This is a genomic window from Citrobacter sp. LST-B2 (assembly GCF_057983045.1).
In genome coordinates this window covers 1,551,387-1,575,847 of record NZ_CP192598.1, presented here as the reverse complement: position 1 = coordinate 1,575,847, position 24,461 = coordinate 1,551,387, and the positions used below count along the sequence as shown (strand labels likewise).

20 protein-coding genes are annotated in these 24,461 nt (G+C 54.1%); 14 read left to right on the top strand and 6 right to left on the bottom strand.

Annotation, left to right across the window (positions count from 1 at the left end):
* Position 1 precedes the first annotated feature (1 nt).
* The 6 genes from kdpC to potE all read left to right on the top strand — a co-directional run bounded on the left by kdpC (position 2) and on the right by potE (position 8,083).
* Positions 2–577 carry a potassium-transporting ATPase subunit KdpC gene (gene kdpC / locus ACQ0PY_RS07370; protein WP_109740012.1) on the top strand — a complete coding sequence of 192 codons (576 nt, stop codon included), beginning with the start codon at positions 2–4 and terminating at the stop codon, positions 575–577.
* Positions 567–3,254, top strand: coding sequence for a two-component system sensor histidine kinase KdpD (gene kdpD / locus ACQ0PY_RS07365; RefSeq protein WP_104446148.1), 2,688 nt, complete (start codon positions 567–569; stop codon positions 3,252–3,254). The genes kdpC and kdpD overlap by 11 nt, the downstream gene beginning before the upstream one ends.
* The gene (gene kdpE, locus ACQ0PY_RS07360) at positions 3,251–3,928 is read left to right on the top strand and encodes a two-component system response regulator KdpE (RefSeq protein WP_043001388.1); all 678 of its coding nucleotides are present in this window, start codon (positions 3,251–3,253) and stop codon (positions 3,926–3,928) included. Before kdpD ends, kdpE begins: the two co-directional genes overlap by 4 nt.
* Positions 3,929–4,206: 278 nt before the next feature.
* Complete coding sequence (gene speFL, locus ACQ0PY_RS07355) at positions 4,207–4,311, top strand: leader peptide SpeFL (RefSeq protein ID WP_114149115.1); 105 nt, start codon at positions 4,207–4,209, stop codon at positions 4,309–4,311.
* A 257-nt stretch (positions 4,312–4,568) separates the two neighbouring features.
* On the top strand, positions 4,569–6,767 hold the full coding sequence (gene speF, locus ACQ0PY_RS07350; protein ID WP_046401512.1) for an ornithine decarboxylase SpeF: 2,199 nt from the start codon (positions 4,569–4,571) through the stop codon (positions 6,765–6,767).
* Positions 6,764–8,083, top strand: a complete 1,320-nt coding sequence (potE, locus tag ACQ0PY_RS07345) for a putrescine-ornithine antiporter (RefSeq protein WP_044256569.1) — start codon at positions 6,764–6,766, stop codon at positions 8,081–8,083. The genes speF and potE overlap by 4 nt, the downstream gene beginning before the upstream one ends.
* A gap of 56 nt (positions 8,084–8,139) precedes the next feature.
* Here potE and pgm read toward each other — a convergent pair whose 3' ends face one another.
* Positions 8,140–9,780 (bottom strand): phosphoglucomutase (alpha-D-glucose-1,6-bisphosphate-dependent), encoded by a 1,641-nt coding sequence (gene pgm / locus ACQ0PY_RS07340; protein ID WP_044266360.1) that lies wholly within the window; start codon positions 9,778–9,780, stop codon positions 8,140–8,142.
* Positions 9,781–9,803: 23 nt separating this feature from the next.
* Positions 9,804–10,349: a replication initiation negative regulator SeqA gene (gene seqA, locus ACQ0PY_RS07335; protein ID WP_043001391.1), complete on the bottom strand. Its 546-nt coding sequence runs from the start codon at positions 10,347–10,349 to the stop codon at positions 9,804–9,806.
* A 190-nt stretch (positions 10,350–10,539) separates the two neighbouring features.
* On the opposite strand from seqA, the gene ybfF reads away from it, so the two are divergent.
* The 8 genes from ybfF (at position 10,540) to tcuC (ending at position 18,178) form a co-directional block, all read left to right on the top strand.
* Positions 10,540–11,313, top strand: a complete 774-nt coding sequence (gene ybfF / locus ACQ0PY_RS07330; protein ID WP_061070697.1) for an esterase — start codon at positions 10,540–10,542, stop codon at positions 11,311–11,313.
* 128 nt (positions 11,314–11,441) lie between these two features.
* Positions 11,442–11,735 carry a LexA regulated protein gene (gene ybfE, locus ACQ0PY_RS07325; protein ID WP_043001392.1) on the top strand — a complete coding sequence of 98 codons (294 nt, stop codon included), beginning with the start codon at positions 11,442–11,444 and terminating at the stop codon, positions 11,733–11,735.
* Between the two features lie 149 nt (positions 11,736–11,884).
* The gene (fldA, locus tag ACQ0PY_RS07320) at positions 11,885–12,415 is read left to right on the top strand and encodes a flavodoxin FldA (protein WP_044256572.1); all 531 of its coding nucleotides are present in this window, start codon (positions 11,885–11,887) and stop codon (positions 12,413–12,415) included.
* 280 nt (positions 12,416–12,695) lie between these two features.
* The gene (gene fur / locus ACQ0PY_RS07315; RefSeq protein ID WP_043001394.1) at positions 12,696–13,142 is read left to right on the top strand and encodes a ferric iron uptake transcriptional regulator; all 447 of its coding nucleotides are present in this window, start codon (positions 12,696–12,698) and stop codon (positions 13,140–13,142) included.
* A 132-nt stretch (positions 13,143–13,274) separates the two neighbouring features.
* Complete coding sequence (gene tcuR, locus ACQ0PY_RS07310) at positions 13,275–14,201, top strand: tricarballylate utilization LysR family transcriptional regulator TcuR (RefSeq protein ID WP_043001395.1); 927 nt, start codon at positions 13,275–13,277, stop codon at positions 14,199–14,201.
* Between the two features lie 97 nt (positions 14,202–14,298).
* Positions 14,299–15,702, top strand: coding sequence for an FAD-dependent tricarballylate dehydrogenase TcuA (tcuA, locus tag ACQ0PY_RS07305; RefSeq protein ID WP_043001396.1), 1,404 nt, complete (start codon positions 14,299–14,301; stop codon positions 15,700–15,702).
* Positions 15,689–16,828, top strand: a complete 1,140-nt coding sequence (gene tcuB, locus ACQ0PY_RS07300; RefSeq protein WP_044326662.1) for a tricarballylate utilization 4Fe-4S protein TcuB — start codon at positions 15,689–15,691, stop codon at positions 16,826–16,828. The genes tcuA and tcuB overlap by 14 nt, the downstream gene beginning before the upstream one ends.
* A gap of 54 nt (positions 16,829–16,882) precedes the next feature.
* Positions 16,883–18,178, top strand: coding sequence for a tricarballylate/proton symporter TcuC (tcuC, locus tag ACQ0PY_RS07295; RefSeq protein ID WP_032190702.1), 1,296 nt, complete (start codon positions 16,883–16,885; stop codon positions 18,176–18,178).
* A gap of 52 nt (positions 18,179–18,230) precedes the next feature.
* Here tcuC and ACQ0PY_RS07290 read toward each other — a convergent pair whose 3' ends face one another.
* The 4 genes from ACQ0PY_RS07290 to nagE all read right to left on the bottom strand — a co-directional run bounded on the left by ACQ0PY_RS07290 (position 18,231) and on the right by nagE (position 24,329).
* Positions 18,231–18,563 carry a ChiQ/YbfN family lipoprotein gene (locus ACQ0PY_RS07290; protein ID WP_044256579.1) on the bottom strand — a complete coding sequence of 111 codons (333 nt, stop codon included), beginning with the start codon at positions 18,561–18,563 and terminating at the stop codon, positions 18,231–18,233.
* Between the two features lie 49 nt (positions 18,564–18,612).
* Positions 18,613–20,019, bottom strand: a complete 1,407-nt coding sequence (gene chiP / locus ACQ0PY_RS07285) for a chitoporin ChiP (protein ID WP_043001399.1) — start codon at positions 20,017–20,019, stop codon at positions 18,613–18,615.
* A gap of 438 nt (positions 20,020–20,457) precedes the next feature.
* Positions 20,458–22,125, bottom strand: coding sequence for a glutamine--tRNA ligase (glnS, locus tag ACQ0PY_RS07280; protein WP_043001400.1), 1,668 nt, complete (start codon positions 22,123–22,125; stop codon positions 20,458–20,460).
* Between the two features lie 188 nt (positions 22,126–22,313).
* Complete coding sequence (gene nagE / locus ACQ0PY_RS07275; RefSeq protein ID WP_043001401.1) at positions 22,314–24,329, bottom strand: N-acetylglucosamine-specific PTS transporter subunit IIBC; 2,016 nt, start codon at positions 24,327–24,329, stop codon at positions 22,314–22,316.
* Positions 24,330–24,461 lie beyond the last annotated feature (132 nt).

Genomic DNA, 24,461 nt, shown 5'->3' with positions numbered 1-24,461 from the left:
GATGAGTGCTTTACGTCCGTTGTTTTCAACACTGATTTTCCTGCTGCTGCTGACGGGCGGTGCGTATCCGCTGCTGACCACCGCGCTGGGGCAATGGTGGTTCCCGTATCAGGCCAACGGTTCACTGATTCGGGATGAGCATGGGGTGCGGGGTTCTGCGCTGATCGGGCAGAACTTTACCTCTGAAGGCTATTTCCAGGGACGGCCTTCGGCCACCGCTGAAATGCCCTATAATCCCATGGCATCCGGCGGCAGTAACCTCGCCGCCAGTAACCCGGAACTGGATAAACAACTGCAAAACCGGGTCACCACCCTGCGCGCCGCCAACCCGCAGGCCAGTCGTAACGTACCGGTGGAACTGGTTACTGCCTCCGCGAGCGGTCTGGACAACAACCTGACACCCGCTGCGGTGGCATGGCAAATCCCCCGCGTGGCGCAGGCTCGTCATCTGACCATTGAACAGGTGACGCAACGGGTTGCAGAATACACGCAGAAACCACTGGTGAGCTTTATCGGTCAACCGGTCGTAAATATTGTCGAACTCAATTTAGCGCTGGACAGCATGAATGGCGAATAGTGAACCAGTACGCCCCGATCCCGATCGCCTGCTTGAGCAGGCGGTCGCCCCCCATCGGGGAAAACTAAAAATCTTCTTCGGCGCCTGTGCGGGCGTCGGGAAAACCTGGTCGATGCTGGCTGAAGCCCAGCGCCTGCGCGCACAGGGACTCGACATCCTGATTGGCGTGGTGGAGACCCATGGACGCAAAGAGACCGCCGCTCTGCTGGAGGGTCTCAGCATTCTGCCGTTGAAACGCCAGGCGCGCCACGGACGTCATATCAGTGAATTCGATCTCGATGCCGCGCTCGCACGCCGTCCGGCGCTGATCTTAATGGATGAACTGGCGCACAGTAATGCGCCGGGTTCACGCCATCCCAAGCGCTGGCAGGACATTGAAGAACTGCTCGACGCCGGTATTGATGTCTTTACCACCGTCAACGTGCAGCATCTCGAAAGCCTGAACGATGTGGTCAGCGGCGTGACGGGGATTCAGGTGCGCGAAACCGTGCCGGATCCGTTTTTTGACGCTGCCGACGAGGTGGTGTTGGTCGATTTACCACCTGACGATCTGCGCCAGCGCCTGAAAGAGGGCAAAGTCTATATTGCGGGACAGGCCGAGCGTGCTATTGAACACTTTTTCCGTAAGGGTAATTTAATCGCGCTACGCGAACTGGCGCTGCGCCGCACCGCCGATCGGGTGGACGATCAGATGCGCGCCTGGCGCGGTCGTCCGGGTGAAGAGAAGGTCTGGCATACCCGCGACGCCATACTGCTCTGCATTGGTCACAACACCGGCAGTGAAAAACTGGTGCGTACTGCCGCACGACTGGCGTCGCGACTGGGCAGCATCTGGCACGCCGTCTACGTCGAAACCCCCGCGCTGCATCGCTTGCCGGAAAAGCAGCGGCGCAATATTCTGCACGCCCTGCGACTGGCGCAAGAGCTGGGCGCGGAGACCGCCACGCTATCCGATCCCAGCGAGGATAAAGCGGTGGTCCGCTACGCTCGCGAGCATAATCTGGGAAAAATAGTGCTGGGGCGGACGTCAACGCGACGCTGGTGGCACCGGGAGTCGTTTGCCGATCGGCTGGCGAAACGCGCCCCTGAGCTGGATTTGATGGTGGTCGCCCTCGATGAGCCACCGGTGCGGACGCTGTCGTCCCTGCCCGATACCCGCGCCTTTAAAGACAAGTGGCGGGTGCAAATTCAGGGCTGTCTGGTTGCCGTTGCACTCTGCGCTCTGACAACGTTTATCGCCAGCCAGTGGCTGGCCGCCTTTGATGCCGCAAACCTGGTGATGCTCTATCTGCTCGGTGTGGTGGTCATCGCTCTCTTCTATGGTCGCTGGCCATCGGCGTTTTCCACCTTTATTGGCGTGGTCAGCTTTGATCTGTTCTTCATTGCGCCGCGCGGCACGCTCGCCGTCTCGGACGTGCAGTATCTCCTCACCTTCGGCGTCATGCTGACGGTTGGACTGGTCGTGGGTAACCTGACGGCGGGCGTGCGCTATCAGGCTCGCGTTGCGCGCTACCGGGAACAGCGAACTCGTCATCTTTATGAGATGTCGAAAGCGTTGGCGATGGGGCGCAGTGCGCAAGACATCGCCAGTACCAGCGAACAATTTATTGCCTCCACCTTTCATGCCCGCAGCCAGATTTTATTGCCGAATGAAGAGGGCAAACTGGCCGCCCTCACCCACCAGCAGGGAATGACCCCCTGGGATGATGCTATTGCCCGCTGGAGCTTTGATAAAGGGTTACCGGCAGGCGCTGGCACCGATACCCTGCCAGGCGTGCCGTACCAGATCCTGCCGTTACGCAGCGCCGACAAAACCCACGGCCTGGTGGTTGTCGAACCCGGCAATCTGCGTCAGTTAATGATCCCCGAGCAGCAGCGACTGTTGGAAACCTTCACTTTGCTGGTGGCGAATGCGCTGGAACGTCTGACCTTAACGGCCAGCGAAGAGCAGGCGCGGCTGGCCAGCGAACGGGAAAGCCTGCGCAACGCTCTGCTCGCGGCACTTTCTCACGACCTGCGCACCCCGCTGACCGTGCTGTTTGGTCAGGCGGAAATCCTCACGCTCGACCTCGCCAGCGAAGGCTCGCCTCATGCCAGACAGGCCAGCGAAATTCGCCAGCATGTACTGAATACCACCCGTCTGGTGAATAACCTGTTGGATATGGCGCGGATTCAGTCTGGTGGTTTCAACCTCAAAAAAGAGTGGCTGACGCTGGAAGAAGTAGTGGGCAGCGCGCTGAAAATGCTGGAGCCAGGCCTGGTTCATCCGGTAAACCTTTCCCTGCCCGCGCCGCTGACCCTCATTCACGTCGATGGCCCCCTGTTCGAACGGGTACTGATTAATCTGCTGGAGAATGCCATTAAATATGCCGGACCGCAGGCGGAGATCGGCATCGACGCGCACGTTGAAGACGAACATCTGCAACTCGACGTCTGGGATAATGGGCCAGGCATTCCACAAGGACAGGAGCAGCGCGTGTTCGATAAATTCTCACGGGGGAACAAAGAGTCGGCGGTGCCGGGCGTCGGGCTGGGGCTGGCCATTTGTCGGGCGATAGTGGAAGTGCATGGCGGGTCAATTGCCGTCTATAATCGCCCTCAGGGCGGTGCCTGTTTCCGTGTTACACTGAGGCAAGACGCTCCACCAGAACTTGAAGATTTTCATGAGGATATGTGACAAACGTTCTGATTGTTGAAGATGAGCAGGCCATTCGCCGCTTTCTGCGTACCGCGCTGGAAGCCGATGGGTTGCGCGTGTACGACGCCGAGACGCTTCAGCGTGGTTTGCTGGAAGCGGCAACGCGCAAGCCCGATCTCATTATTCTCGATCTCGGCCTGCCGGATGGTGACGGCATCGATTTCATTCGCGACCTGCGACAGTGGAGCGCCGTCCCGGTGATCGTGCTCTCTGCACGTAGCGAAGAGAGCGATAAAATTGCCGCGCTCGACGCCGGTGCCGACGACTACCTGAGCAAACCGTTTGGCATTGGCGAGTTACAGGCACGTCTGCGCGTCGCCCTGCGCCGTCATTCTGCAACGCCCTCTCCTGAGCCGGTGGTACGCTTTTCCGATGTGGTCGTCGATCTCGCTGCGCATCTGATTCATCGCGGAGAAACAGAAATCCATTTAACACCGATTGAGTTTCGCCTGCTGGCCGTGTTGCTCAACAACGCCGGGAAAGTGCTGACCCAGCGCCAGTTGTTGAACCAGGTCTGGGGACCGAACGCCGTCGAGCACAGCCATTATTTGCGTATTTATATGGGTCACTTGCGACAGAAACTGGAGCGTGATCCCGCGCGCCCCCGCCACTTTATTACCGAAACCGGTATTGGCTATCGTTTTATGCCATGAATGGTTATTCATTATTTTTAAATAAATCTTAAAATTAATTTTTATTATTCTTACTTAGCCGAAATTATATTATTTCGGGTATTTAAGATTTTCCACAAAATTAAAAAATACAGAATTATAACAAATAATAAACAAAACGATATCTTATCGCCAGCCATGCATAAAAAACGACTAAATATTTTGCGAATGATCGTTTTTTATTGATCTCCTTCACGGATCAGGCCGTTTTCCTGGATAAAATACCTTCACCTTCTACTGATAAAGAAAAGGTAATCAAAATGGAAAACAATAGCCGTACTATGCCACATATCAGGCGGACAACACATATTATGATGTTTGCCCACCGTAATAGTTTTGACTTTCATTTCTTTAATGCCCGTTAGTCTTTCGACTATGGGCACTCCAGCATACAGGTCTTCCTGACTCGCTGTATCGCAGGCTCACGCCTGTATTCCTCAGTGCTCACTCTGCTTAAGCCTTGATTTGCCTGTGACCGGACAGGTAAGGTTTTTTGCATCCTGAAAAAAAGCAATTTACTGATTTATTTATCAGGGGACACACTTTGCTTTTATTCCGGCGTTATCAGTTTCTCATTCGGGAAATTGAGGACCTGCTATTATCTGAAAATAAAGAGATGAAAATGTCTGAATTAAAAATTGCCGTGAGTCGTTCTTGCCCTGACTGTTTTTCTACACAACGCACGATTGTGAATGTTGATGAAAGTAATTTTATTGATGTCGCTGCCGTCGTGTTGTCTGTCAATGATATTGAACGTGGGAAGCTCGATGAAATTGACGCGACCGGATACGGTATTCCGGTATTTATCGCAACCGAAGAGGAAGAGCGCGTTCCGGCAGAACATCTGCCGCGCATTTCGGGCGTATTCGAATGCAATGAAGCCCGTACCGCTTTCTACGGTCGTCAGTTAGAAACGGCAGCCAGTCATTACGAAACACAATTACGACCACCGTTCTTCCGCGCGCTGGTTGATTATGTAAACCAGGGAAACAGCGCCTTCGACTGCCCAGGACATCAGGGCGGCGAGTTTTTCCGCCGTCACCCGGCAGGTAACCAGTTCGTGGAATATTTCGGCGAAACGCTTTTCCGCTCCGACCTGTGCAATGCTGACGTAGCAATGGGCGATTTGCTGATCCATGAAGGCGCACCGTGCATCGCCCAGCAACATGCCGCGAAGGTTTTTAATGCCGATAAAACCTACTTTGTGTTAAACGGAACCTCTTCGTCTAACAAAGTGGTGCTGAACGCACTGCTGACTCCGGGCGATCTGGTGCTCTTCGACCGTAACAACCACAAGTCAAACCACCACGGCGCGTTATTGCAGGCGGGCGCAACGCCGGTCTATCTGGAAACCGCACGTAACCCGTACGGCTTTATCGGCGGGATCGATGCCCACTGCTTTGAAGAAAGCTACCTGCGCGAACTGGTCAGCGAAGTGGCGCCGCAACGGGCTCGTGACGCACGTCCATTCCGTCTTGCCGTTATCCAGTTGGGCACCTACGACGGCACGATTTATAACGCCCGTCAGGTGGTGGATAAAATTGGTCACCTTTGCGATTACATTCTGTTCGATTCTGCCTGGGTGGGCTATGAGCAGTTTATCCCGATGATGGCGGATTGTTCTCCGCTGCTACTGGAACTGAACGAAAACGATCCGGGCATTCTGGTAACGCAGTCCGTTCACAAACAGCAAGCGGGCTTCTCCCAGACCTCGCAAATTCACAAAAAAGACAGCCATATCAAAGGTCAGCCGCGCTATGTGCCGCATAAACGCATGAATAACGCGTTCATGATGCACGCCTCCACCAGCCCGTTCTATCCGCTGTTTGCCGCACTGGATATTAACGCCAAAATGCACGAAGGCGTCAGTGGCCGCAACATGTGGATGGACTGTGTCGCCAACGGTATCGACGCCCGTAAGCTGATCCTTGATAACTGCCATCATATCCGTCCCTTTGTTCCGGAACTGGTTGATGGCAAACCGTGGCAGTCTTATCCGACTGCGGAAATCGCCAACGATCTGCGCTTTTTCCACTTCGTCCCTGGCGAACACTGGCATGCGTTTGAAGGTTACGCCGAGCATCAATACTTTGTTGACCCTTGCAAACTGTTGTTGACCACCCCGGGTATCAACGCACGCAATGGCGAGTACGACACCTTCGGCGTCCCGGCGACTATTCTTGCCAACTTCCTGCGTGAAAACGGCGTGGTCCCGGAAAAATGCGACCTCAACTCGATCCTGTTCCTGCTGACCCCGGCGGAAGACATGGCGAAACTGCAACAACTCGTCGCCCTGCTGGTGCGCTTCGAGCGCCTGCTGGAATCTGACGCACCGCTGGCGGACGTTCTGCCGTCTATCTACAAACAGCACGAAGCGCGTTATGCCGGTTACACCCTGCGCCAGTTGTGTCAGGAGATGCACGACCTGTATGCGCGTCACAACGTGAAACAACTGCAAAAAGAGATGTTCCGCAAGTCCCATTTCCCGCGCGTCAGCATGAACCCACAAGATGCCAACTACGCCTATCTGCGTGGTGAGGTGGATCTGGTGCCGCTGCCTGAGGCCGAAGGCCGTATTGCCGCTGAAGGCGCGCTCCCTTACCCGCCGGGTGTGCTGTGTGTGGTTCCTGGGGAAGTCTGGGGCGGTGCGGTACTGCGTTACTTCAGCGCACTGGAAGAAGGGATCAACCTGCTGCCCGGTTTCGCGCCGGAACTTCAGGGTGTGTACATCAACGAGTGCGATGGTCGCAAACAGGTGTGGTGCTACGTGATTAAACCGCGTGAAGCACAAAGCGACCTGTTGAAAGGAGAAGCATTATGAGTAAAGCCAAATCCAATAAAATGGGCGTGATGCAGCTCACCATCCTGACCATGGTCAATATGATGGGCTCCGGGATCATCATGCTGCCGACCAAACTGGCTGAAGTCGGCACCATTTCGATTATCTCCTGGCTGGTGACAGCCGTCGGGTCCATGGCGCTGGCCTGGGCGTTCGCCAAGTGCGGAATGTTCAGCCGTAAAGCCGGCGGGATGGGGGGCTACGCAGAATATGCGTTTGGTAAATCCGGTAACTTTATGGCGAACTACACCTATGGGGTATCGCTGTTGATTGCCAACGTCGCCATTGCCATCTCCGCCGTGGGTTACGGTACCGAACTTTTCGGCGCCACCCTCTCCCCGGTGCAAATCGGTCTCGCCACCATCGGCGTACTGTGGATCTGTACGGTCGCGAACTTTGGCGGTGCGCGCATTACCGGACAGATCAGTAGCATTACCGTCTGGGGGGTGATCATTCCGGTGGTCGGTCTGTGCATTATCGGCTGGTTCTGGTTTAGCCCGACGCTGTATGCCAACTCGTGGAACCCGCATCATGTACCGTTCTTTACCGCCGTCGGTTCCTCTATCGCCATGACGCTGTGGGCGTTCCTTGGTCTGGAATCCGCCTGTGCGAACGCGGAAGTGGTGGAAAACCCGGAGAAGAACGTACCGATTGCCGTACTGGGCGGGACGCTGGGCGCGGCGGTGATCTACATCGTCTCTACCAACGTGATTGCCGGGATTGTGCCTAACATGGATCTGGCTAACTCCACCGCACCGTTTGGTCTGGCGTTCGCGCAGATGTTCACACCGGAAGTGGGTAAAGTGATCATGGCGCTGATGATCATGTCCTGCTGTGGTTCATTGCTGGGCTGGCAATTCACCATTGCGCAGGTCTTTAAATCCTCTGCCGATGAAGGCTATTTCCCGAAAATCTTTTCTCGCGTGACCAAAGTCGATGCGCCGGTTCAGGGGATGCTGACGATTGTTATCATCCAGAGTGGCTTATCGCTGATGACCATCAGCCCGTCGCTGAACAGCCAGTTTAACGTGCTGGTCAACCTGGCCGTGGTGACGAATATCATTCCGTATATTCTGTCGATGGCCGCACTGGTGATCATCCAGAGAGTGGCGAACGTTCCGCCGTCAAAGGCGAAGATGGCAAACTTTGTCGCCTTCATCGGTGCGATGTACAGCTTCTATGCGCTCTACTCGTCAGGTGAAGAAGCGATGTTGTATGGTTCCATCGTGACCTTCCTCGGCTGGACGCTGTACGGCCTGGTATCACCACGCTTTGAACTGAAGAATAAGCACGGTTAAGGCTAGCCAAACAAAAAAGGAGCCTTTCGGCTCCTTTTTTAATTCAGTGGTACAACTCAGGCGTTTTTCAGCACTTCGCTGACGATTTCGACCGCTTCTTTCTCGATCTGCTTGCGATGTTCTTCGCCAAGGAAGCTCTCGCAATAGATCTTGTACGCATCTTCCGTACCCGACGGGCGTGCCGCGAACCAACCATTGTCAGTCATGACTTTCAGACCGCCAATCGACGCACCGTTACCGGGTGCCGCCGTCAGACGTGCTGTGATCGGGTCTCCAGCCAGCGTACTGGCGCTGACCATCTCCGGAGACAGTTTCGACAGCGCCGCTTTCTGTGCCGATGTTGCGCCAGCTTGCAGACGGTTGTAGCTCGGCGCACCAAAACGGGCGGCAAGCTCGTTGTAGTGCTCCTGCGGGTTCTTCCCGGTGACGGCAGTAATTTCTGCTGCCAGCAGACACATGATGATCCCGTCTTTATCAGTAGACCACGGCGTACCGTCAAAACGCAGGAAGGATGCCCCCGCGCTCTCTTCGCCGCCAAAGCCGAAGCTGCCGTCAAACAGACCATCAACAAACCATTTAAAGCCAACCGGAACTTCAACCAGTTTACGCCCCAGATCGTTAACCACGCGGTCAATCATTGCCGACGACACCAGCGTCTTACCGACAGCCACGTCTTTGCCCCACTGCGGACGATGCTGGAACAGGTAGTTGATAGCCACCGCCAGGTAGTGGTTTGGATTCATCAACCCCGCCGGAGTGACAATACCGTGACGGTCATAATCCGGATCGTTGGCGAACGCCAGGTCAAACTTATCACGCAGCGCCAGCAAACCGGCCATGGCACATTCAGACGAGCAGTCCATACGGATTGCGCCATCTTTATCGAGATGCATAAAGCGGAAAGTCTGATCAACCTGATCGTTTACGATGGTCAGATTCAGTTTGTAATGCTCTGCGATACGCTTCCAGTATTCAATACCGGAGCCGCCCAGCGGATCCACACCCAGCGTCAGACCGGCTTTCTGAATCGCCGCCATATCGACGATATCTGCCAGCCCCTCAACGAACGGCTGTACCAGGTCCTGCTCTTTGACATGACCGGATGCCAGCGCTGCATCCAGAGAAATGCGCTTCACGCCTTTCAGATCGTCAGCCAGCAGCGCATTCGCCCGATCTTCCACCACTTTCGTGACGTTGGTATCTGCCGGGCCACCATTAGGCGGGTTGTATTTAATGCCACCATCTTCTGGCGGGTTGTGGGACGGGGTAATCACAATACCGTCAGCCAGCGGACCGCCTTTTTTGTTGTGAACCAGAATGGCATTTGACACAGCGGGTGTTGGGGTAAAACCGTTGTTCTCCTGAACAATCACATCAACACCGTTCGCGGCAAGCACTTCCAGAACGGAGATAAACGCCGGTTCAGACAGTGCATGGGTATCTTTCCCCACGTAGCATGGACCCGTAATACCATTTTTTGCACGTTCTTCCGCGATAGCCTGCGCAATCGCCAGAATGTGGGGTTCGTTGAAGCTATGACGGCCTGCACTGCCACGGTGTCCGGAGGTGCCGAACTTCACCGCGTGTTCCGCATTTCCTTTTGCGGGCTTCAGTACATAGTATTGTGACGTCAGTTGCGCGACGTTAATCAAATCACTCTGTTGCGCAGGTTTACCTGCACGGTCGTGGATTGCCATTGCCTGGTCCTTTTCTGCATGGATTAAATTGTTCCGCAAACCTTTTCAATCAATTCCGCCGGGAATTGCATTGACTGCATGATGTGCTCAATCATGCTGCATTTACGGCCGGTGTTGGTGTTGGTGATCACCCAATACGGCGTGCCGGGCACGTGTTTTGGTTTGGTTTGGTTACCGTTTTTCAGTAGCGTCTGTTCATCAGCCGCGAAGTAGACACGCGTACGGCCATGCAACGATTCGGTTGCCTCAGCAAACGCGTGCTGATCCAGTGTATAGAGTGTAGTCAGCACCAGCATAAAGCGGTTAACGGCCTTCTTCTGTTCCGCATATTCATCGGACAGAAGCAGTTCACGCATAGCGCGCACTTTATCTTTGACAAGATTGACGGGTTTCGCCTCAGCAACAACCGGTTGCGCAGCGCGAACCTCTTTTGTCACTGGCGTGACGGGCTGTGATGCGGCGGAAAACTTCAACATACGCCGTAAAATCTCGGATGCGCTCTCGCCGATATGCTTCGTGTGGCTGGCAATATAGCTGTAGAGTTCATCATCAACTTCAATCGTTTTCATCTTAATCCAGTGCGGTGTCTTATCTGATCTGAAATACAAATCGTTGGGAGTATAGGAGCAAATCCCAACAGCGAATAGCGTCAAACCCGGCTGAACAAAAAACTCGGAGAAAACCGAAGTGGTTGCAGCCCAGTGGCAGAATGGTCAACATAATACCCTAACCCGACAGAGCGAAAAAAAGAACTTTGCCATGAAATTGAATATCCGAGCGCAATCCGCACAAAACCTGCACAATAATTCTCCCATCGTACTGGTTCACGGTTTATTTGGCAGTCTGGACAATCTGGGCGTGCTTGCTCGTGATCTGGTGAACGACCATGACATCATCCAGGTCGATATGCGTAACCACGGTCTCTCTCCTCGCGACCCAGTGATGAACTACCCGGCGATGGCGCAGGATCTGCTGGATACGCTGGATGCGCAACACCTCGAAAAAGCCACCTTCATTGGCCACTCGATGGGGGGTAAAGCGGTGATGGCGCTCAGTGCGCTGGCTCCGGAACGCATCGATCGCTTAGTGGCTATCGATATCGCCCCGGTGGACTATCATGTCCGCCGCCACGACGAAATTTTCGCGGCTATCAACGCGGTGACGGCATCAGCGGCAAAAACTCGCCAGCAGGCGGCAGCGGTCATGCGCGAACATCTTAATGAAGAAGGCGTGATTCAATTTTTGCTGAAATCGTATGTTGACGGCGAGTGGCGCTTCAACGTGCCGGTACTGTGGGAACAATATCCGCATATCGTCGGCTGGGAGACAATTCCCGCCTGGAATCATCCGGCGCTGTTTATCCCCGGCGGCAACTCCCCATACGTCACCGAGGCGTATCGCGACGATTTACTGGCACAGTTTCCGCAAGCACGTGCGCATGTGATTGCCGGGGCCGGTCACTGGGTGCATGCCGAAAAACCGGAGGCGGTGTTGCGCGCCATCCGTCGTTATCTTAATGAAACAGCTAACTGATTAAAAACTCAGCGTCCGTGCGCGATTACGCGTGTGAACGTTGGCGCGCCTCATTCGCTGATGTATGATGGCGCGCTATCCATCCGGGCAGAGGCCTGGCTGATTGTTTCCCCGAAGTCACCAATATCATGGCCAAAGAACAAACGGACCGTACGACACTAGATCTGTTCGCGCACGAGCGTCGCCCGGGACGACCGAAAACCAATCCGCTTTCACGCGATGAACAGCTGCGCATTAATAAGCGTAATCAACTCAAACGCGACAAAGTTCGCGGTCTTAAGCGTGTCGAACTCAAACTCAACGCAGAAGCTGTTGACGCGTTGAATGAGCTGGCGGAATCCCGAGAGATGAGCCGCAGTGAACTGATCGAAGAGATATTGATGGCCCAACTGGCAACGCTACGCGGCCAGGATCTCGCCTGAAATTATCCTCTCTCCCACTTTCGTGTAGCATGGAGTGCACTCGTATGCGTTTGCTATTTCCGCATACCTGACTGTTCTGCTATGATTGCCCTTATCTGTGGGCAATTCGCCACCACCATTTCAATAAGTTTCAAGAGGTTACTTTACTCATGGCAATCACTGGCATCTTTTTCGGCAGCGACACCGGGAATACCGAAAATATCGCAAAAATGATTCAAAAACAGCTTGGTAAAGACGTTGCCGATGTGCATGACATTGCAAAAAGCAGCAAGGAAGATCTCGAAAGTTATGACATTCTGCTGCTTGGCATCCCAACCTGGTACTACGGTGAAGCGCAGTGCGACTGGGACGACTTCTTCCCTACCCTCGAAGACATCGATTTTAACGGCAAACTGGTCGCACTGTTCGGCTGTGGCGATCAGGAAGATTATGCAGAATACTTCTGCGACGCGTTAGGCACAATCCGCGATATCATTGAGCCGCGCGGTGCAACCATCGTGGGTCACTGGCCGACCGCTGGCTATCATTTTGAAGCCTCCAAAGGTCTGGCGGATGATAACCATTTTGTCGGTCTGGCGATTGACGAAGACCGTCAGCCGGAACTGACCGCCGAGCGCGTGGAAAAATGGGTGAAGCAGATCTCTGAAGAATTGCACCTTGATGAGATCATCAACGCCTGATGTACGGCGGCGCAGACAAGGTTTGCGCCGCATCAATAGACAGAACCAATCAAAATAATTGCTACAAATTTGTAACTTTCTTGCCCATCCCTGTACAATGTGCGGGAGTTTTTAGGTGGCGCTCTCATTTCCAGGCAATACCGACTATTTATTAACATTTGCCAGAGGCTTGCAGTTTTCATTTAGACACGGCAGTCCTATAATGAAACGCATTATCCCGAGTGCAATTTCTGTCACTTCTTGTATGAAGTGAATCGTTTAGCAACAGGACAGATTCCGCATGACTGACAACAATACCGCATTAAAGAAGGCTGGCCTGAAAGTAACGCTTCCACGTTTAAAGATTCTGGAAGTTCTTCAGGGACCGGATAACCATCACGTCAGTGCGGAAGATTTATACAAACGGCTGATCGACATGGGTGAAGAAATTGGTCTGGCGACCGTGTATCGCGTGCTGAACCAGTTTGATGACGCCGGTATCGTAACCCGCCACAATTTTGAAGGCGGCAAATCCGTTTTCGAGCTGACCCAGCAGCATCATCACGATCACCTGATTTGCCTTGATTGCGGCAAAGTGATCGAATTTAGCGATGAGTCTATTGAAGCGCGCCAGCGTGAGATCGCGTCGAAGCATGGCATTCGTCTGACGAACCATAGCCTCTACCTCTATGGCCACTGCGCTGAAGGCGATTGCCGCGAAAACGAACACGCGCATGACGCGAAATAATCTGCATTATTCTGAAAAGCCAACCTGCCGGTTGGCTTTTTTTATGCCTGCCATTCCCTACTCAGCGCTTTCTTCTGCCTGCATGTTGCTTTAATGTAAAATATCTTACCCTGCTTCGTCCGGAGAATCGAAATGGAACTTCGCCAGCTACGTTACTTTGTCCGTATTGTAGAAACCGGCAGTATGGGCAGCGCGGCGCTCGATCTCGACATCGGCGTGTCCGCCCTGAGCCAGCAGATGACGCGGCTGGAAAACGAACTCGCGATCCGCCTGTTGCAGCGAACCACGCGCGGCGTCACGCCCACTAACGCTGGTCTGGCCTTTTACTCGCAGGCACAACTGGCGCTACGCCACGCCGATGATGCGATCCTGGCCGCTCGCGAGGCGCGTCTTTCGGGACACGTCAGCGTCGGCATGGCCCCCAGCACCGCCTCCATCCTGGGAATACCGTTTATTCATGCCATGCGGGAACATTACGCCGACGTTCGCCTGCACGTGGTGGAAAGCCTGTCGGGTAATCTGGAACGGATGATCAACACGCGCCAGATTGATCTGGCGGTCGTGTTTCAAAAAGAGAAGATCCTGCGCTGGAGCGCCAGACCGGTTCTTGAGGAGCGCCTGTTTCTGATTGGCACACACGAGCTGCTGGTGGATATTCCGGATGACACCATAACGCCTGCTCAACTGGCGAATATTCCCCTGATCATGCCAAGCCAGGGACACGGCCTGCGTGGCAGACTGGAAGCCATCTGTCAGGAACACGGACTGAAGGTCGATATTGCCACGGAAATTGACGGCCTGACGTTACTGATGCGCGCCGTTGGCAGCGGACTCGGCGCCACGCTGCAACCCGGTGCAGCCATTTCGCATCTTGAGAGGGAAGCGCTAAGAGTGATCGGCGTCCATAATCCTGTCCTCAGCCGCCCCAATTTTCTGGTCAGTCTGTCGGACGATGAACTCACCCCTGCCGGTCTTGCAGCCCGCGTAATACTCACAAAAGTCATGCGTGAACTCGTTGAAACCGGTCATTGGCCGGGCGCAACCCTTTACGCTCCCTAAACCCCTCTTTAGCTATTCGTCATAGCGCCCATACAATCAGCACGTATACATTTCAATTACAAATTTAACAAATAGTTAAATGGTAATGGAGTAGACGATGGTTGATGTACTGGTGATTGGCGGTGGTAATGCCGCGTTATGTGCCGCCTTAACCGCCCGTGAGGCAGGAGCTTCCGTGCTGCTGTTAGAGGCTGCGCCCCGGGAATGGCGCGGCGGGAATTCCCAACACACGCGCAATTTACGCTGTATGCACGATGCGCCACAGGATGTGCTGGTCGAGAGTTATCCCGAAGAGGAGTTCTGGCAGGATCTCTGGCGTGTCACCGAAGGCAATACCAATGAAGCGTTGGCGCGACTGGTGATCCGGACCTCTTCCCAGTGTCGCGACTGGATGCGTCAGCACGGCGTTAATTTTCAGCCTCCGCTCTCTGGCGCGCTGCACGTGGCGCGTACCAATGCCTTCTTCATGGGCGGCGGTAAAGCCCTCGTGAACGCCTATTACCGCAGCGCAGAAAAGCTGGGGGTACAGATTCGCTACAACACGCCGGTACAGGCACTTGAATTGCGCAACGGCGAATTCATCGCAGCCCTGGCAGGTCACGAGCGCATTGAGGCGAAAGCCTGCGTACTCGCCGCCGGTGGATTTGAATCCAACCGCGAATGGCTGCGCGACGCCTGGGGAGAGAACGCTCGTGGCGAATGGCCAGCCGATAACTTCCTCATTCGCGGCACCCGCTTTAATCAGGGCGTCTTGCTCAAGTTTATGATCGATGCCGGTGCTGACATTATCGGCGATCCGTCTCAGTCCCACTGTGTAGCGATTGATGCCCGGGCCCCGTTGTACGACGGCGGCATTTGTACCCGCGTGGATTGCGTCTCACTGGGTGTGGTAGTCAACCGGGACGCGGAGCGCTTTTACGATGAAGGCGAAGATTTCTGGCCGAAACGCTATGCCATCTGGGGGCGTCTGGTTGCCCACCAACCGGGGCAGATTGGCTACTCCATTATCGACAGCAAAGCGATCGGTCACTTTATGCCGCCGGTTTTCCCCGGCGCACAGGCCAATACGCTGAGTGAACTGGCCCGCCAGTTGGGGCTGGATCCCGAACGCTTTACCCATACCGTGGAGCACTACAATCAGGCCTGTCAGCCGGGTCAGTTTGATCACACGAAGCTGGACAACTGCGCGACGCAGGGCCTGACGCCACCGAAAACGCACTGGGCGCGGCCTATTGATACGCCCCCCTACTACGGTTATGCCCTGCGACCGGGGATCACCTTTACCTACCTGGGACTGAAAGTGAATGAACACGCTGCGGTTCACTTCGCAGGCACCCCCAGCCGTAACCTGTTCGTTGCCGGTGAGATGATGGCTGGCAACGTACTGGGCAAGGGCTATACCGCCGGTGTCGGCATGTCCATCGGCACCACGTTTGGTCGCATCGCAGGTAAAGAAGCCGCGCAGGCAGCACGTAAGGAGGCGCATCATGAAGCAGCTTGAAAAACTGATCATCGAGGCCAAAATTCTCACCGAGCCAGAAGCTGAAGTCGAGCGGGTGATGCAGGTGTGTAATGCCTGTCGCTATTGCGAAGGGTTTTGCGCCGTGTTCCCGGCGATGACGCAACGGCTGGAATTTGGCAAAGCGGACATTAACTATCTGGCAAACCTGTGCCATAACTGCGGCGCCTGTCTGCACGCCTGCCAGTATGCGCCGCCCCATGAGTTTGCGATCAACGTGCCGAAAGCAATGGCGGAAGTGCGTCTGGAAACGTATCAACACTACGCACAACCGGCGGCCTTCGGAGCGCTGTATCGCCAGGCTGGCGTTACCGTGACGCTGGCACTGGTCTTTAGTCTGATCCTCTTTTTACTCCTCGCGATGGGGCTGAAGGGATCGCTACTCCATCCGCCGCTGGCCGGTGATTTCTACCAAATCTTCCCGCACAACCTGCTGGCATGGATGTTTGGATCGGTTTTCATGCTGGCGATCGGTTTACTAATGGCAGGGGTGATCCGCTTCTGGCGCGAGATCTCTCCCGTCGGGCCGCGTCCGGCGGAAATTGCCGAAGCGTCGCACAACGCGCTGACGCTGAAATACCTCGATGGCGGACATGGCAAAGGCTGCAACGAGGCGGACGATGCTTTCACATTGATGCGTCGTCGTTTCCACCATTTCACCTTCTACGGCTTTATGCTCTGTTTCGCCGCGACCGTGGTGGCGACGGGTTACCACTACTTCGCCGGTTGGGAAGCCCCCTACCCGTTCTTCAGCGTGCCGGTCATGCTTGGCACGCTCGGAGGAATCGGTTTAATTGTCGGCCCGGCAGGCCTGCTGTGGTTAAACCTTAAGCGCTCGCCACTGCATGGCGACGCGCGACAGAAACCGATGGATCGCGGTTTTATTTTACTGCTGCTCCTGACCAGCCTGACCGGTTTAGGTTTGCTGGCGGGAAGAGACACCTCATGGATGGGGATCCTGCTTGCCATCCATCTTGGCGTGGTCATGGCGCTTTTTTTGACCATTCCATACGGAAAATTTGCCCACGGATTTTACCGCTGCGCGTCTTTACTCAAATGGGCGATTGAGAAGCGACGTGGAAAACAGGCGGGGGTCGCAGGCGACTAACCCGCAAACTCTTACCTCTATACATAATTATGATAAGACAGTGGAGCAACTTCAATGACTCAACAACCATCGCGCGCTGGCACGTTCGGCGCAATACTGCGTGTGACCAGCGGTAATTTTCTCGAACAGTTCGATTTTTTCCTGTTTGGTTTTTACGCCACTTATATCGCAAAGACGTTTTTTCCTGCCGAAAGTGAGTTTGCCGCATTAATGCTTACTTTTGCCGTTTTTGGCTCCGGATTTTTAATGCGCCCTATCGGGGCCGTGGTGTTGGGCGCATATATCGACAGGATCGGCCGACGGAAAGGGCTGATGGTCACCCTGGCGATTATGGGCTGCGGCACGCTGCTCATCGCCCTCGTGCCGGGTTATCAGACTATCGGCCTGCTGGCTCCCGTGCTGGTCCTGGTGGGGCGTCTGCTACAGGGATTTTCTGCTGGCGTCGAACTGGGCGGTGTCTCTGTTTATCTTTCTGAGATCGCCACGCCAGGCAATAAAGGCTTTTACACCAGTTGGCAATCGGCCAGCCAGCAGGTGGCGATTGTCGTCGCCGCGCTGATCGGCTACGGTCTGAATGTCACGCTGGGACACGATGAAATCTCCGAATGGGGTTGGCGAATCCCGTTCTTCATTGGCTGCATGATTATTCCGCTGATTTTTGTTCTTCGACGTTCGCTACAGGAAACTGAAGCCTTTTTACAACGTAAACACCGTCCGGACACCCGGGAAATTTTTACCACCATTGCTAAAAACTGGCGCATCATCACCGCGGGTACCCTGCTGGTGGCGATGACGACCACGACCTTTTATTTTATTACTGTCTATACCCCCACTTACGGGAGAACGGTGTTGAACCTGAGCGCACGTGACAGCCTGGTAGTCACCATGCTGGTAGGGATTTCTAACTTCATCTGGCTGCCGATTGGCGGTGCCATCTCTGATCGGATCGGGCGACGCCCGGTGCTGATGGGCATCACCTTGCTCGCCCTCGTCACCACCTGGCCGGTGATGAACTGGCTTACCGCTGCCCCTGACTTCACCCGCATGACGCTGGTGCTGCTCTGGTTCTCGTTCTTTTTTGGCATGTATAACGGCGCGATGGTGGCGGCCCTGACCGAAGTGATGCCGGTTTATGTCCGAACCGTGGGTTTTTCGCTGGCCTTTAGTCTTGCGACAGCGATTTTCGGCGGCCTGACGCCTGCTATCTCCACCGCATTGGTCCAGTTGACCGGCGATAAGAGTTCTCCGGGGTGGTGGCTCATGTGCGCGGCGCTGTGCGGACTCGCCGCAACGGCAATGCTGTTTGTTCGTCTCAGCCGTGGCTATCAGACAGCAGAGAATAAGCTCTGAAACGCAAGCGGGCGGAGAGATATCTCCGCCCGCTTTATGTTGTCTCTGACGTTTACTTCGCCGTATTGTTACTGCGAATTTCCTGCCAGATCTTATCGCAATCGGCTTTGACAGCCTGATCGTTACCGGTACGTGTCGCCTGAATACACTGCTGGTAATCCAGCACACGAACACTTTCCTGATTTGCAAACTGTTGATGTTGTTTTTCTTTTTTCAGCACATCCAGCACGCTCTGGCAGGCTTCGATTTTCTCGGGCGATCCCTGTGCCGTGTTGATACAGGCGCTATACGCCTCTTTCAACCGACTATCTTCTTTCGGCGCCGTTGACGGTGCGCAGGCCACCAGTCCCGAGGCCATTACGGCGATGAGTATCAGTTTTTTCATAGCATGGTCCTCAACGAGGCGGCAGGCCCAAGGCCTGCCGCTGTTGGCATTAGAAGATGGTGAACGGTGCAATCACAATGAACTTCACGTCGCGCTCATCCTGGAAGATGTTGCCGTAACCGCCGCCCCAGCTCGGGATGTTGGAGTGGTTGTCATATTCGGTGAAGTGCAGTTTAAACATGGTGCCTTTCGCACGACCGTCCTGCAGGGTGTAGACCGCATCCAGGCTGTATGACGATTCTTCAATGGTACGGTTTTTGTCGTAGTACGCATCCGGGTTGCTCTGCCAGGTAGACGGTTTCGCGTCCCAGGCATACACATAAGAAGCCCCGACGGCCCAGCCTGGCAGGTTCCAGTTCTTCAGGTCATACATCGCGCCAAAGAAGACCGCTTTTTCGCCGTTGGCGTTGAAGTCTGAACGGTTATCCCACCAGATATCCAGACGACCGTTGGATGACGCATAGGTCGGCGTCATACGTTGCAGGAAGAACCCTTGCTGCCCTTCGGCCTTAACCCAGGTCCCTTCCAGACGCAGGTCAACCACTTCCGCCACTTTATAGCCGAAGGTCAACGCCTGCAGCCAGGCGGTTCCGTCATAGATATCGCTGGCGCTGCGGTCATCAACTTTGTCACGCGCACCGTAGAACTGGTAGCTGGTGGAGAACGGATTGCCACCTAAATCAAACTTGTAGCTGGCTTTGGCGAAGTACTGATCGACATAGCCTTCGGACTGACCAAAGGCGGCTTCCAGCACCAGGTCATTTTTGAAATCATACTTTGCGCCGACAGAATGGAGATAATCGACTTTGGTCTTTTTATCGCCCTGGTAAAATTTATCAACCTCAGTGTGCCATGGCGCTTTATATTCGTTGGCCCACATGTAGGAGAAACTCAGTGCGCCTGCATCGCCGTAGTCAAAGTTTGCGCCCGCTTCAGCACCCTGATAGGTACCTGGCATAAAGCTCCAGTGCGGTGCTAACAGCGTCTGACCAGTAGGCTGAATATAACCGGCACGCGCCCAGGCTGGGCCGTATTTGAATTTCGCGGCGGCCTTGTACAGACTGATTCCGCTCTTATCACCGGAGTAGTCTTCATCGTAGCCTTTGTTCTTTTTCGAGAACGCGATTTCGTTTGGATGGCCGCTGTCGCCGTTTTCTGCCATTTCAATTGCCGTAAACGCCGCCACATCGAGACCGAACATATCTGCTGCATAGCCGGACTGGAAATCCAGGTTGGCGTTCCAGGTCGCGTGAGAAAGGTTGGTTTTGTACTTATCTCCGTCGGTGACATCTTTACGGTCGCGTTCACGCTGCCAGTAATAAATGCCACCCGTCAGGGTTGAATCATCGATAAAGCCTTCGGCCTGTGCCTGCGGAACAACGACCAGACCTGACAGTGCTGTGATACCGGCGATAGCCAACGCCAGCGCACTACGTTTGCCACTAAACGTACGCATATGTTAATCCTCTTTGACGTATAAATTGCTGTTGCCAAAGGCAAAACAGCGAAAAAATAAAAAAGTAAAAGTAGCACTGAAAAAAAACCTCACTGACTACAGTGATAGACTATTTTTCGCGACGCGAATTATCAATATCTTTCTGTAACGAGAATGTAAGAGTATGAGCAACCGCACATAATTCATTGCTTCCTGTTACATTTTATTCATCCATCAAAAAATACCGTAAAAGCTGAAAATTCTCTTTGTTTTCCAGAAAGATGAACGCGATTTCATGACACTATCTGTTTTTTTGCGGGTGTTATCGATAACAGACGGTTGTTAATGGCATTATTTTGTGAATGGGAATTAATTCGCTTCGCAAAGCGAGATTTTTCGTTGAACAGAAGATAAAAAAACGCCGCAGAATGCGGCGCTTGAAGGTAGCATTGCGGCAGTTTATTCGCCGACTTTCGCCCAGGTGTCACGCAGGCCAACGGTGCGGTTAAACACCAGCTTCTCTGCGCTGGCGTAACGGCTGTCCAGGCAGAAGTAACCTTCGCGCTCAAACTGGAACGCTTTCCCTGCTACTGCGGCTTTCAGCGACGGTTCAGCAAACCCCTGTTTGATCACCAGCGATTCCGGGTTCATCACGGAGAGGAAATCTTCCGCCGCGCCTGGGTTTGGTACGCTGAACAGACGATCGTAGAGACGAATTTCGACTGGCAGCGCGTGTGCGGCGCTAACCCAGTGGATCACACCTTTCACTTTACGGCCATCTGCCGGATCTTTGCTCAGGGTATCTGCATCATAGGTACAGAAGATGGTGGTAATAGTGCCTTCCGCATCTTTTTCCACGCGTTCTGCTTTCACCACGTAGGCGTTGCGCAGACGCACTTCTTTACCCATCACCAGACGCTTGTACTGCTTGTTGGCTTCTTCGCGGAAATCAGCGCGATCGATCCAGATTTCACCGCTGAAAGGAACTTCACGCGTGCCCATTTCCGGTTTGTTCGGATGGTTAGGCATGGTGACCATTTCGCTTTCACCCTGCGGGTAGTTCTCGATAACCAGTTTCACCGGATCAATAACCGCCATCGCACGCGGGGCGTTTTCGTTCAGGTCTTCGCGGATACAAGATTCCAGCGACGCCATTTCGATCGTATTGTCCTGCTTGGTCACGCCAATGCGTTTGCAGAATTCACGGATCGCCGCTGCGGTATAGCCACGACGACGCAGACCAGAGATCGTCGGCATACGCGGATCGTCCCAGCCTTCAACGTGCTTGTCAGCCACTAGCAGGTTCAGCTTACGCTTGGACATCACCGTGTATTCCAGATTCAGGCGCGAGAATTCATACTGGCGCGGATGAACCGGAATCGTGATGTTATCGAGCACCCAGTCGTACAGACGACGGTTGTCCTGGAATTCCAGGGTACACAGAGAGTGGGTAATACCTTCCAGCGCATCGCTGATGCAGTGGGTGAAGTCGTACATCGGGTAGATGCACCACTTGTTGCCGGTCTGATGGTGCTCGGCAAATTTAATGCGGTACAGAACCGGATCGCGCATCACGATAAACGGCGACGCCATGTCGATCTTCGCACGCAGGCAGGCTTTACCTTCTTCAAAACCGCCGGTACGCATTTTTTCAAACAGCGCGAGGTTCTCTTCGATGCTGCGATCGCGGAACGGACTGTTTTTGCCAGGCTGAGTCAGCGTGCCACGGTATTCGCGGATCTGCTCCGGCGTCAGCTCATCGACATACGCCAGACCTTTGTTGATCAGTTCAACCGCATAAGCGTGCAGTTGATCAAAGTAATCTGAGGAGTAGCGAACGTTGCCAGCCCAGTGAAAACCTAACCACTCAACGTCGTTTTTGATCGAATCAACGTACTCGATATCTTCTTTTACCGGGTTGGTGTCATCGAAACGCAGGTTGCACTGGCCCTGGTAGTCTTGCGCGATACCAAAGTTCAGGCAGATGGATTTCGCGTGGCCAATGTGCAGATAGCCATTTGGCTCCGGCGGAAAACGGGTATGGACTGTGGTGTGCTTACCACTGGCCAGATCTTCATCGATGATCTGACGAATAAAGTTACTCGGGCGGGCTTCAGCCTCACTCATCGTGGATTCCTCAAAGCGTAAACAACGTATAACGGCATATGATCTTATAAGCCGGACTGACTGACAACCTTTAGTTACTGAAAAAGTGGCGTTGAAGAAAAATAGGAGGGAATTTGCTGCAAAAAAAAGCGGCGGAGGTTTCCCCCGCCGCTTCATGTTGCCGGATGGCGTCTTATACCTTATCCGACCTACCCTTTGATCTCATACAGTGGCGTTTGACCGGCAACCACGTGACCGTCGGCTTTAATCACCAGGCCGCTGAAATCGTCGATGTTGCTGCACACCACCGGACTAATCATAGAGCGCGCGTTTGCGTTCAGGTAATCCAGATCCATTTCCAGAATCGGCTGACCCGCGGTCACTTCCGCGCCCTCTTCTACCAGACGCGTGAAGCCCTGGCCGTTCAGCGCGACAGTATCGATCCCCATGTGGACAACGATTTCCGCGCCTTTCTCAGTTTCCAGACAGAACGCATGATTGGTATTGAAGATTTTCACAATCGTGCCCGCAGCCGGAGAAACTACGGTTTTATCCGTTGGTTTTACCGCAACACCGTCACCCACCGCTTTGCTGGCGAACGCTTCGTCAGGCACCTGCTCCAGCGCAACCACATCACCGGTTACCGGAGAAACCAGTTCGGCAATGGTCACCGCATTTGGAACCGCCTGCGGTTTAGCTGCTGCCTGGGCAACAGGCGCAGCAGAGGCTTCAGCCGCCGCAACCGGACCGGTGGTTTTCATCGCGTTAGCGATTTTCTCAGCCACGAAGCCGACGATAATCTGCACGCTGGTTTTGTTCAGACGAATCACACCAGAAGCACCCAGGCGTTTCGCCAGACCTTCATTCACCAGCGACGAGTCTTTTACGCTCAGACGCAGACGGGTGATGCAGGCGTCAATACCGGTGAGGTTATCAGAACCACCGATGGCGGCGATGTACTGACGCGCCAGGGCAGAAACGTCCTGCTCTTTATCGCTGCTCACATTGAGGTCCTGACCGTCCGCTTCGCTGCCAGCCACAGCCAGTTCGCGACCCGGCGTCATCAGGTTGAATTTGGTAATAACGAAACGGAACACCACGTAGTAGATGGCAAAGAACACCAGACCCTGCGGGATCAGCATCCACCACTGGGTCGCCAGCGGGTTACGGGAAGAAAGCACCATATCCACCAGACCCGCGCTGAAGCCGAAGCCAGCAATCCAATGCATGCTCGCTGCGATGAATACAGAGATCCCGGTCAGGACGGCGTGAATCACATACAGAACCGGCGCAACGAACATGAAGGAGAATTCCAACGGTTCAGTGATACCGGTAAAGAATGCCGCAAACGCACCGGCCATCATAATACCCAGCACTTTCGCCTTGTTCTCAGGACGCGCGCAGTGGTAGATAGCCAGCGCCGCACCCGGCAGACCAAACATCATGATTGGGAAGAAGCCCGCCTGATAACGGCCGGTAATCCCGACAACTGCTTTACCCGATTCAATAGACTGGGCACCGCCGAGGAAGTTAGGAATGTCGTTAATCCCCGCAACGTCGAACCAGAATACGGAGTTCAGGGCGTGATGCAGACCCACCGGAATCAACAGACGGTTAAAGAAGGCGTAGATACCCGCACCGGTTGAGCCCAGTTTTTGAATGTGTTCACCGAAGTTAACCAGACCGTCGAAAATTACCGGCCAGATGTACATCATGATGAACGCCACAACGATCATCACAAAAGAGGTGAGGATCGGTACCAGACGGCGCCCGCTGAAGAAGGAGAGCGCTTTCGGCAGCTCAACGCTACTAAAGCGGTTGTACAGTTCAGCAGAGATAATACCCACAAGGATACCCACGAACTGGTTGCTGATCTTTCCGAAAGCAGCAGGCACCTGGTCTGCAGGGATCTTCTGAATCATGGAAACCGCCGCCGGAGAACAGAGCGTGGTCAGCACCAGGAAGCCCACAAAACCGGTCAGCGCCGCAGCACCGTCTTTATCTTTAGACATACCGTAAGCCACACCGATAGCAAACAGTACGGACATGTTATCGATAATGGCGGAACCGGACTTAATGAAGAACGCCGCAAGGGCGTTATCTCCACCCCAACCTACCGGGTCGATCCAATAGCCGACCCCCATCAATATTGCCGCCGCAGGCAGCGTGGCGACCGGCACCATTAGCGCACGGCCTACCTTTTGCAGATAACCTAGAATACTCACTTTCTTCCCCCTTTGAGACCCCGTTAAGGCTCGCTTTAAGCTGTGTTTTTATTTTGTCACTAACTTATTGAAATTCAGTTGTTGCTTTACTGGCATTGTGAGTGTGTAAAAATTTAATTCGTACCGCAAATT

Coding starts and splice junctions, on each gene's coding strand:
- potE (WP_044256569.1), top strand. CDS start 6,764: ATGAGTAAAGCCAAATCCAATAAAATGGGCGTGATGCAGCTCACCATC.
- kdpC (WP_109740012.1), top strand. CDS start 2: ATGAGTGCTTTACGTCCGTTGTTTTCAACACTGATTTTCCTGCTGCTG.
- fur (WP_043001394.1), top strand. CDS start 12,696: ATGACTGACAACAATACCGCATTAAAGAAGGCTGGCCTGAAAGTAACG.
- ybfF (WP_061070697.1), top strand. CDS start 10,540: ATGAAATTGAATATCCGAGCGCAATCCGCACAAAACCTGCACAATAAT.
- pgm (WP_044266360.1), bottom strand. CDS start 9,780: ATGGCAATCCACGACCGTGCAGGTAAACCTGCGCAACAGAGTGATTTG.
- ACQ0PY_RS07290 (WP_044256579.1), bottom strand. CDS start 18,563: ATGAAAAAACTGATACTCATCGCCGTAATGGCCTCGGGACTGGTGGCC.
- kdpD (WP_104446148.1), top strand. CDS start 567: ATGGCGAATAGTGAACCAGTACGCCCCGATCCCGATCGCCTGCTTGAG.
- tcuA (WP_043001396.1), top strand. CDS start 14,299: ATGGTTGATGTACTGGTGATTGGCGGTGGTAATGCCGCGTTATGTGCC.
- ybfE (WP_043001392.1), top strand. CDS start 11,442: ATGGCCAAAGAACAAACGGACCGTACGACACTAGATCTGTTCGCGCAC.
- speFL (WP_114149115.1), top strand. CDS start 4,207: ATGGAAAACAATAGCCGTACTATGCCACATATCAGGCGGACAACACAT.
- glnS (WP_043001400.1), bottom strand. CDS start 22,125: ATGAGTGAGGCTGAAGCCCGCCCGAGTAACTTTATTCGTCAGATCATC.
- tcuC (WP_032190702.1), top strand. CDS start 16,883: ATGACTCAACAACCATCGCGCGCTGGCACGTTCGGCGCAATACTGCGT.
- speF (WP_046401512.1), top strand. CDS start 4,569: ATGTCTGAATTAAAAATTGCCGTGAGTCGTTCTTGCCCTGACTGTTTT.
- fldA (WP_044256572.1), top strand. CDS start 11,885: ATGGCAATCACTGGCATCTTTTTCGGCAGCGACACCGGGAATACCGAA.
- seqA (WP_043001391.1), bottom strand. CDS start 10,349: ATGAAAACGATTGAAGTTGATGATGAACTCTACAGCTATATTGCCAGC.
- chiP (WP_043001399.1), bottom strand. CDS start 20,019: ATGCGTACGTTTAGTGGCAAACGTAGTGCGCTGGCGTTGGCTATCGCC.
- tcuR (WP_043001395.1), top strand. CDS start 13,275: ATGGAACTTCGCCAGCTACGTTACTTTGTCCGTATTGTAGAAACCGGC.
- tcuB (WP_044326662.1), top strand. CDS start 15,689: ATGAAGCAGCTTGAAAAACTGATCATCGAGGCCAAAATTCTCACCGAG.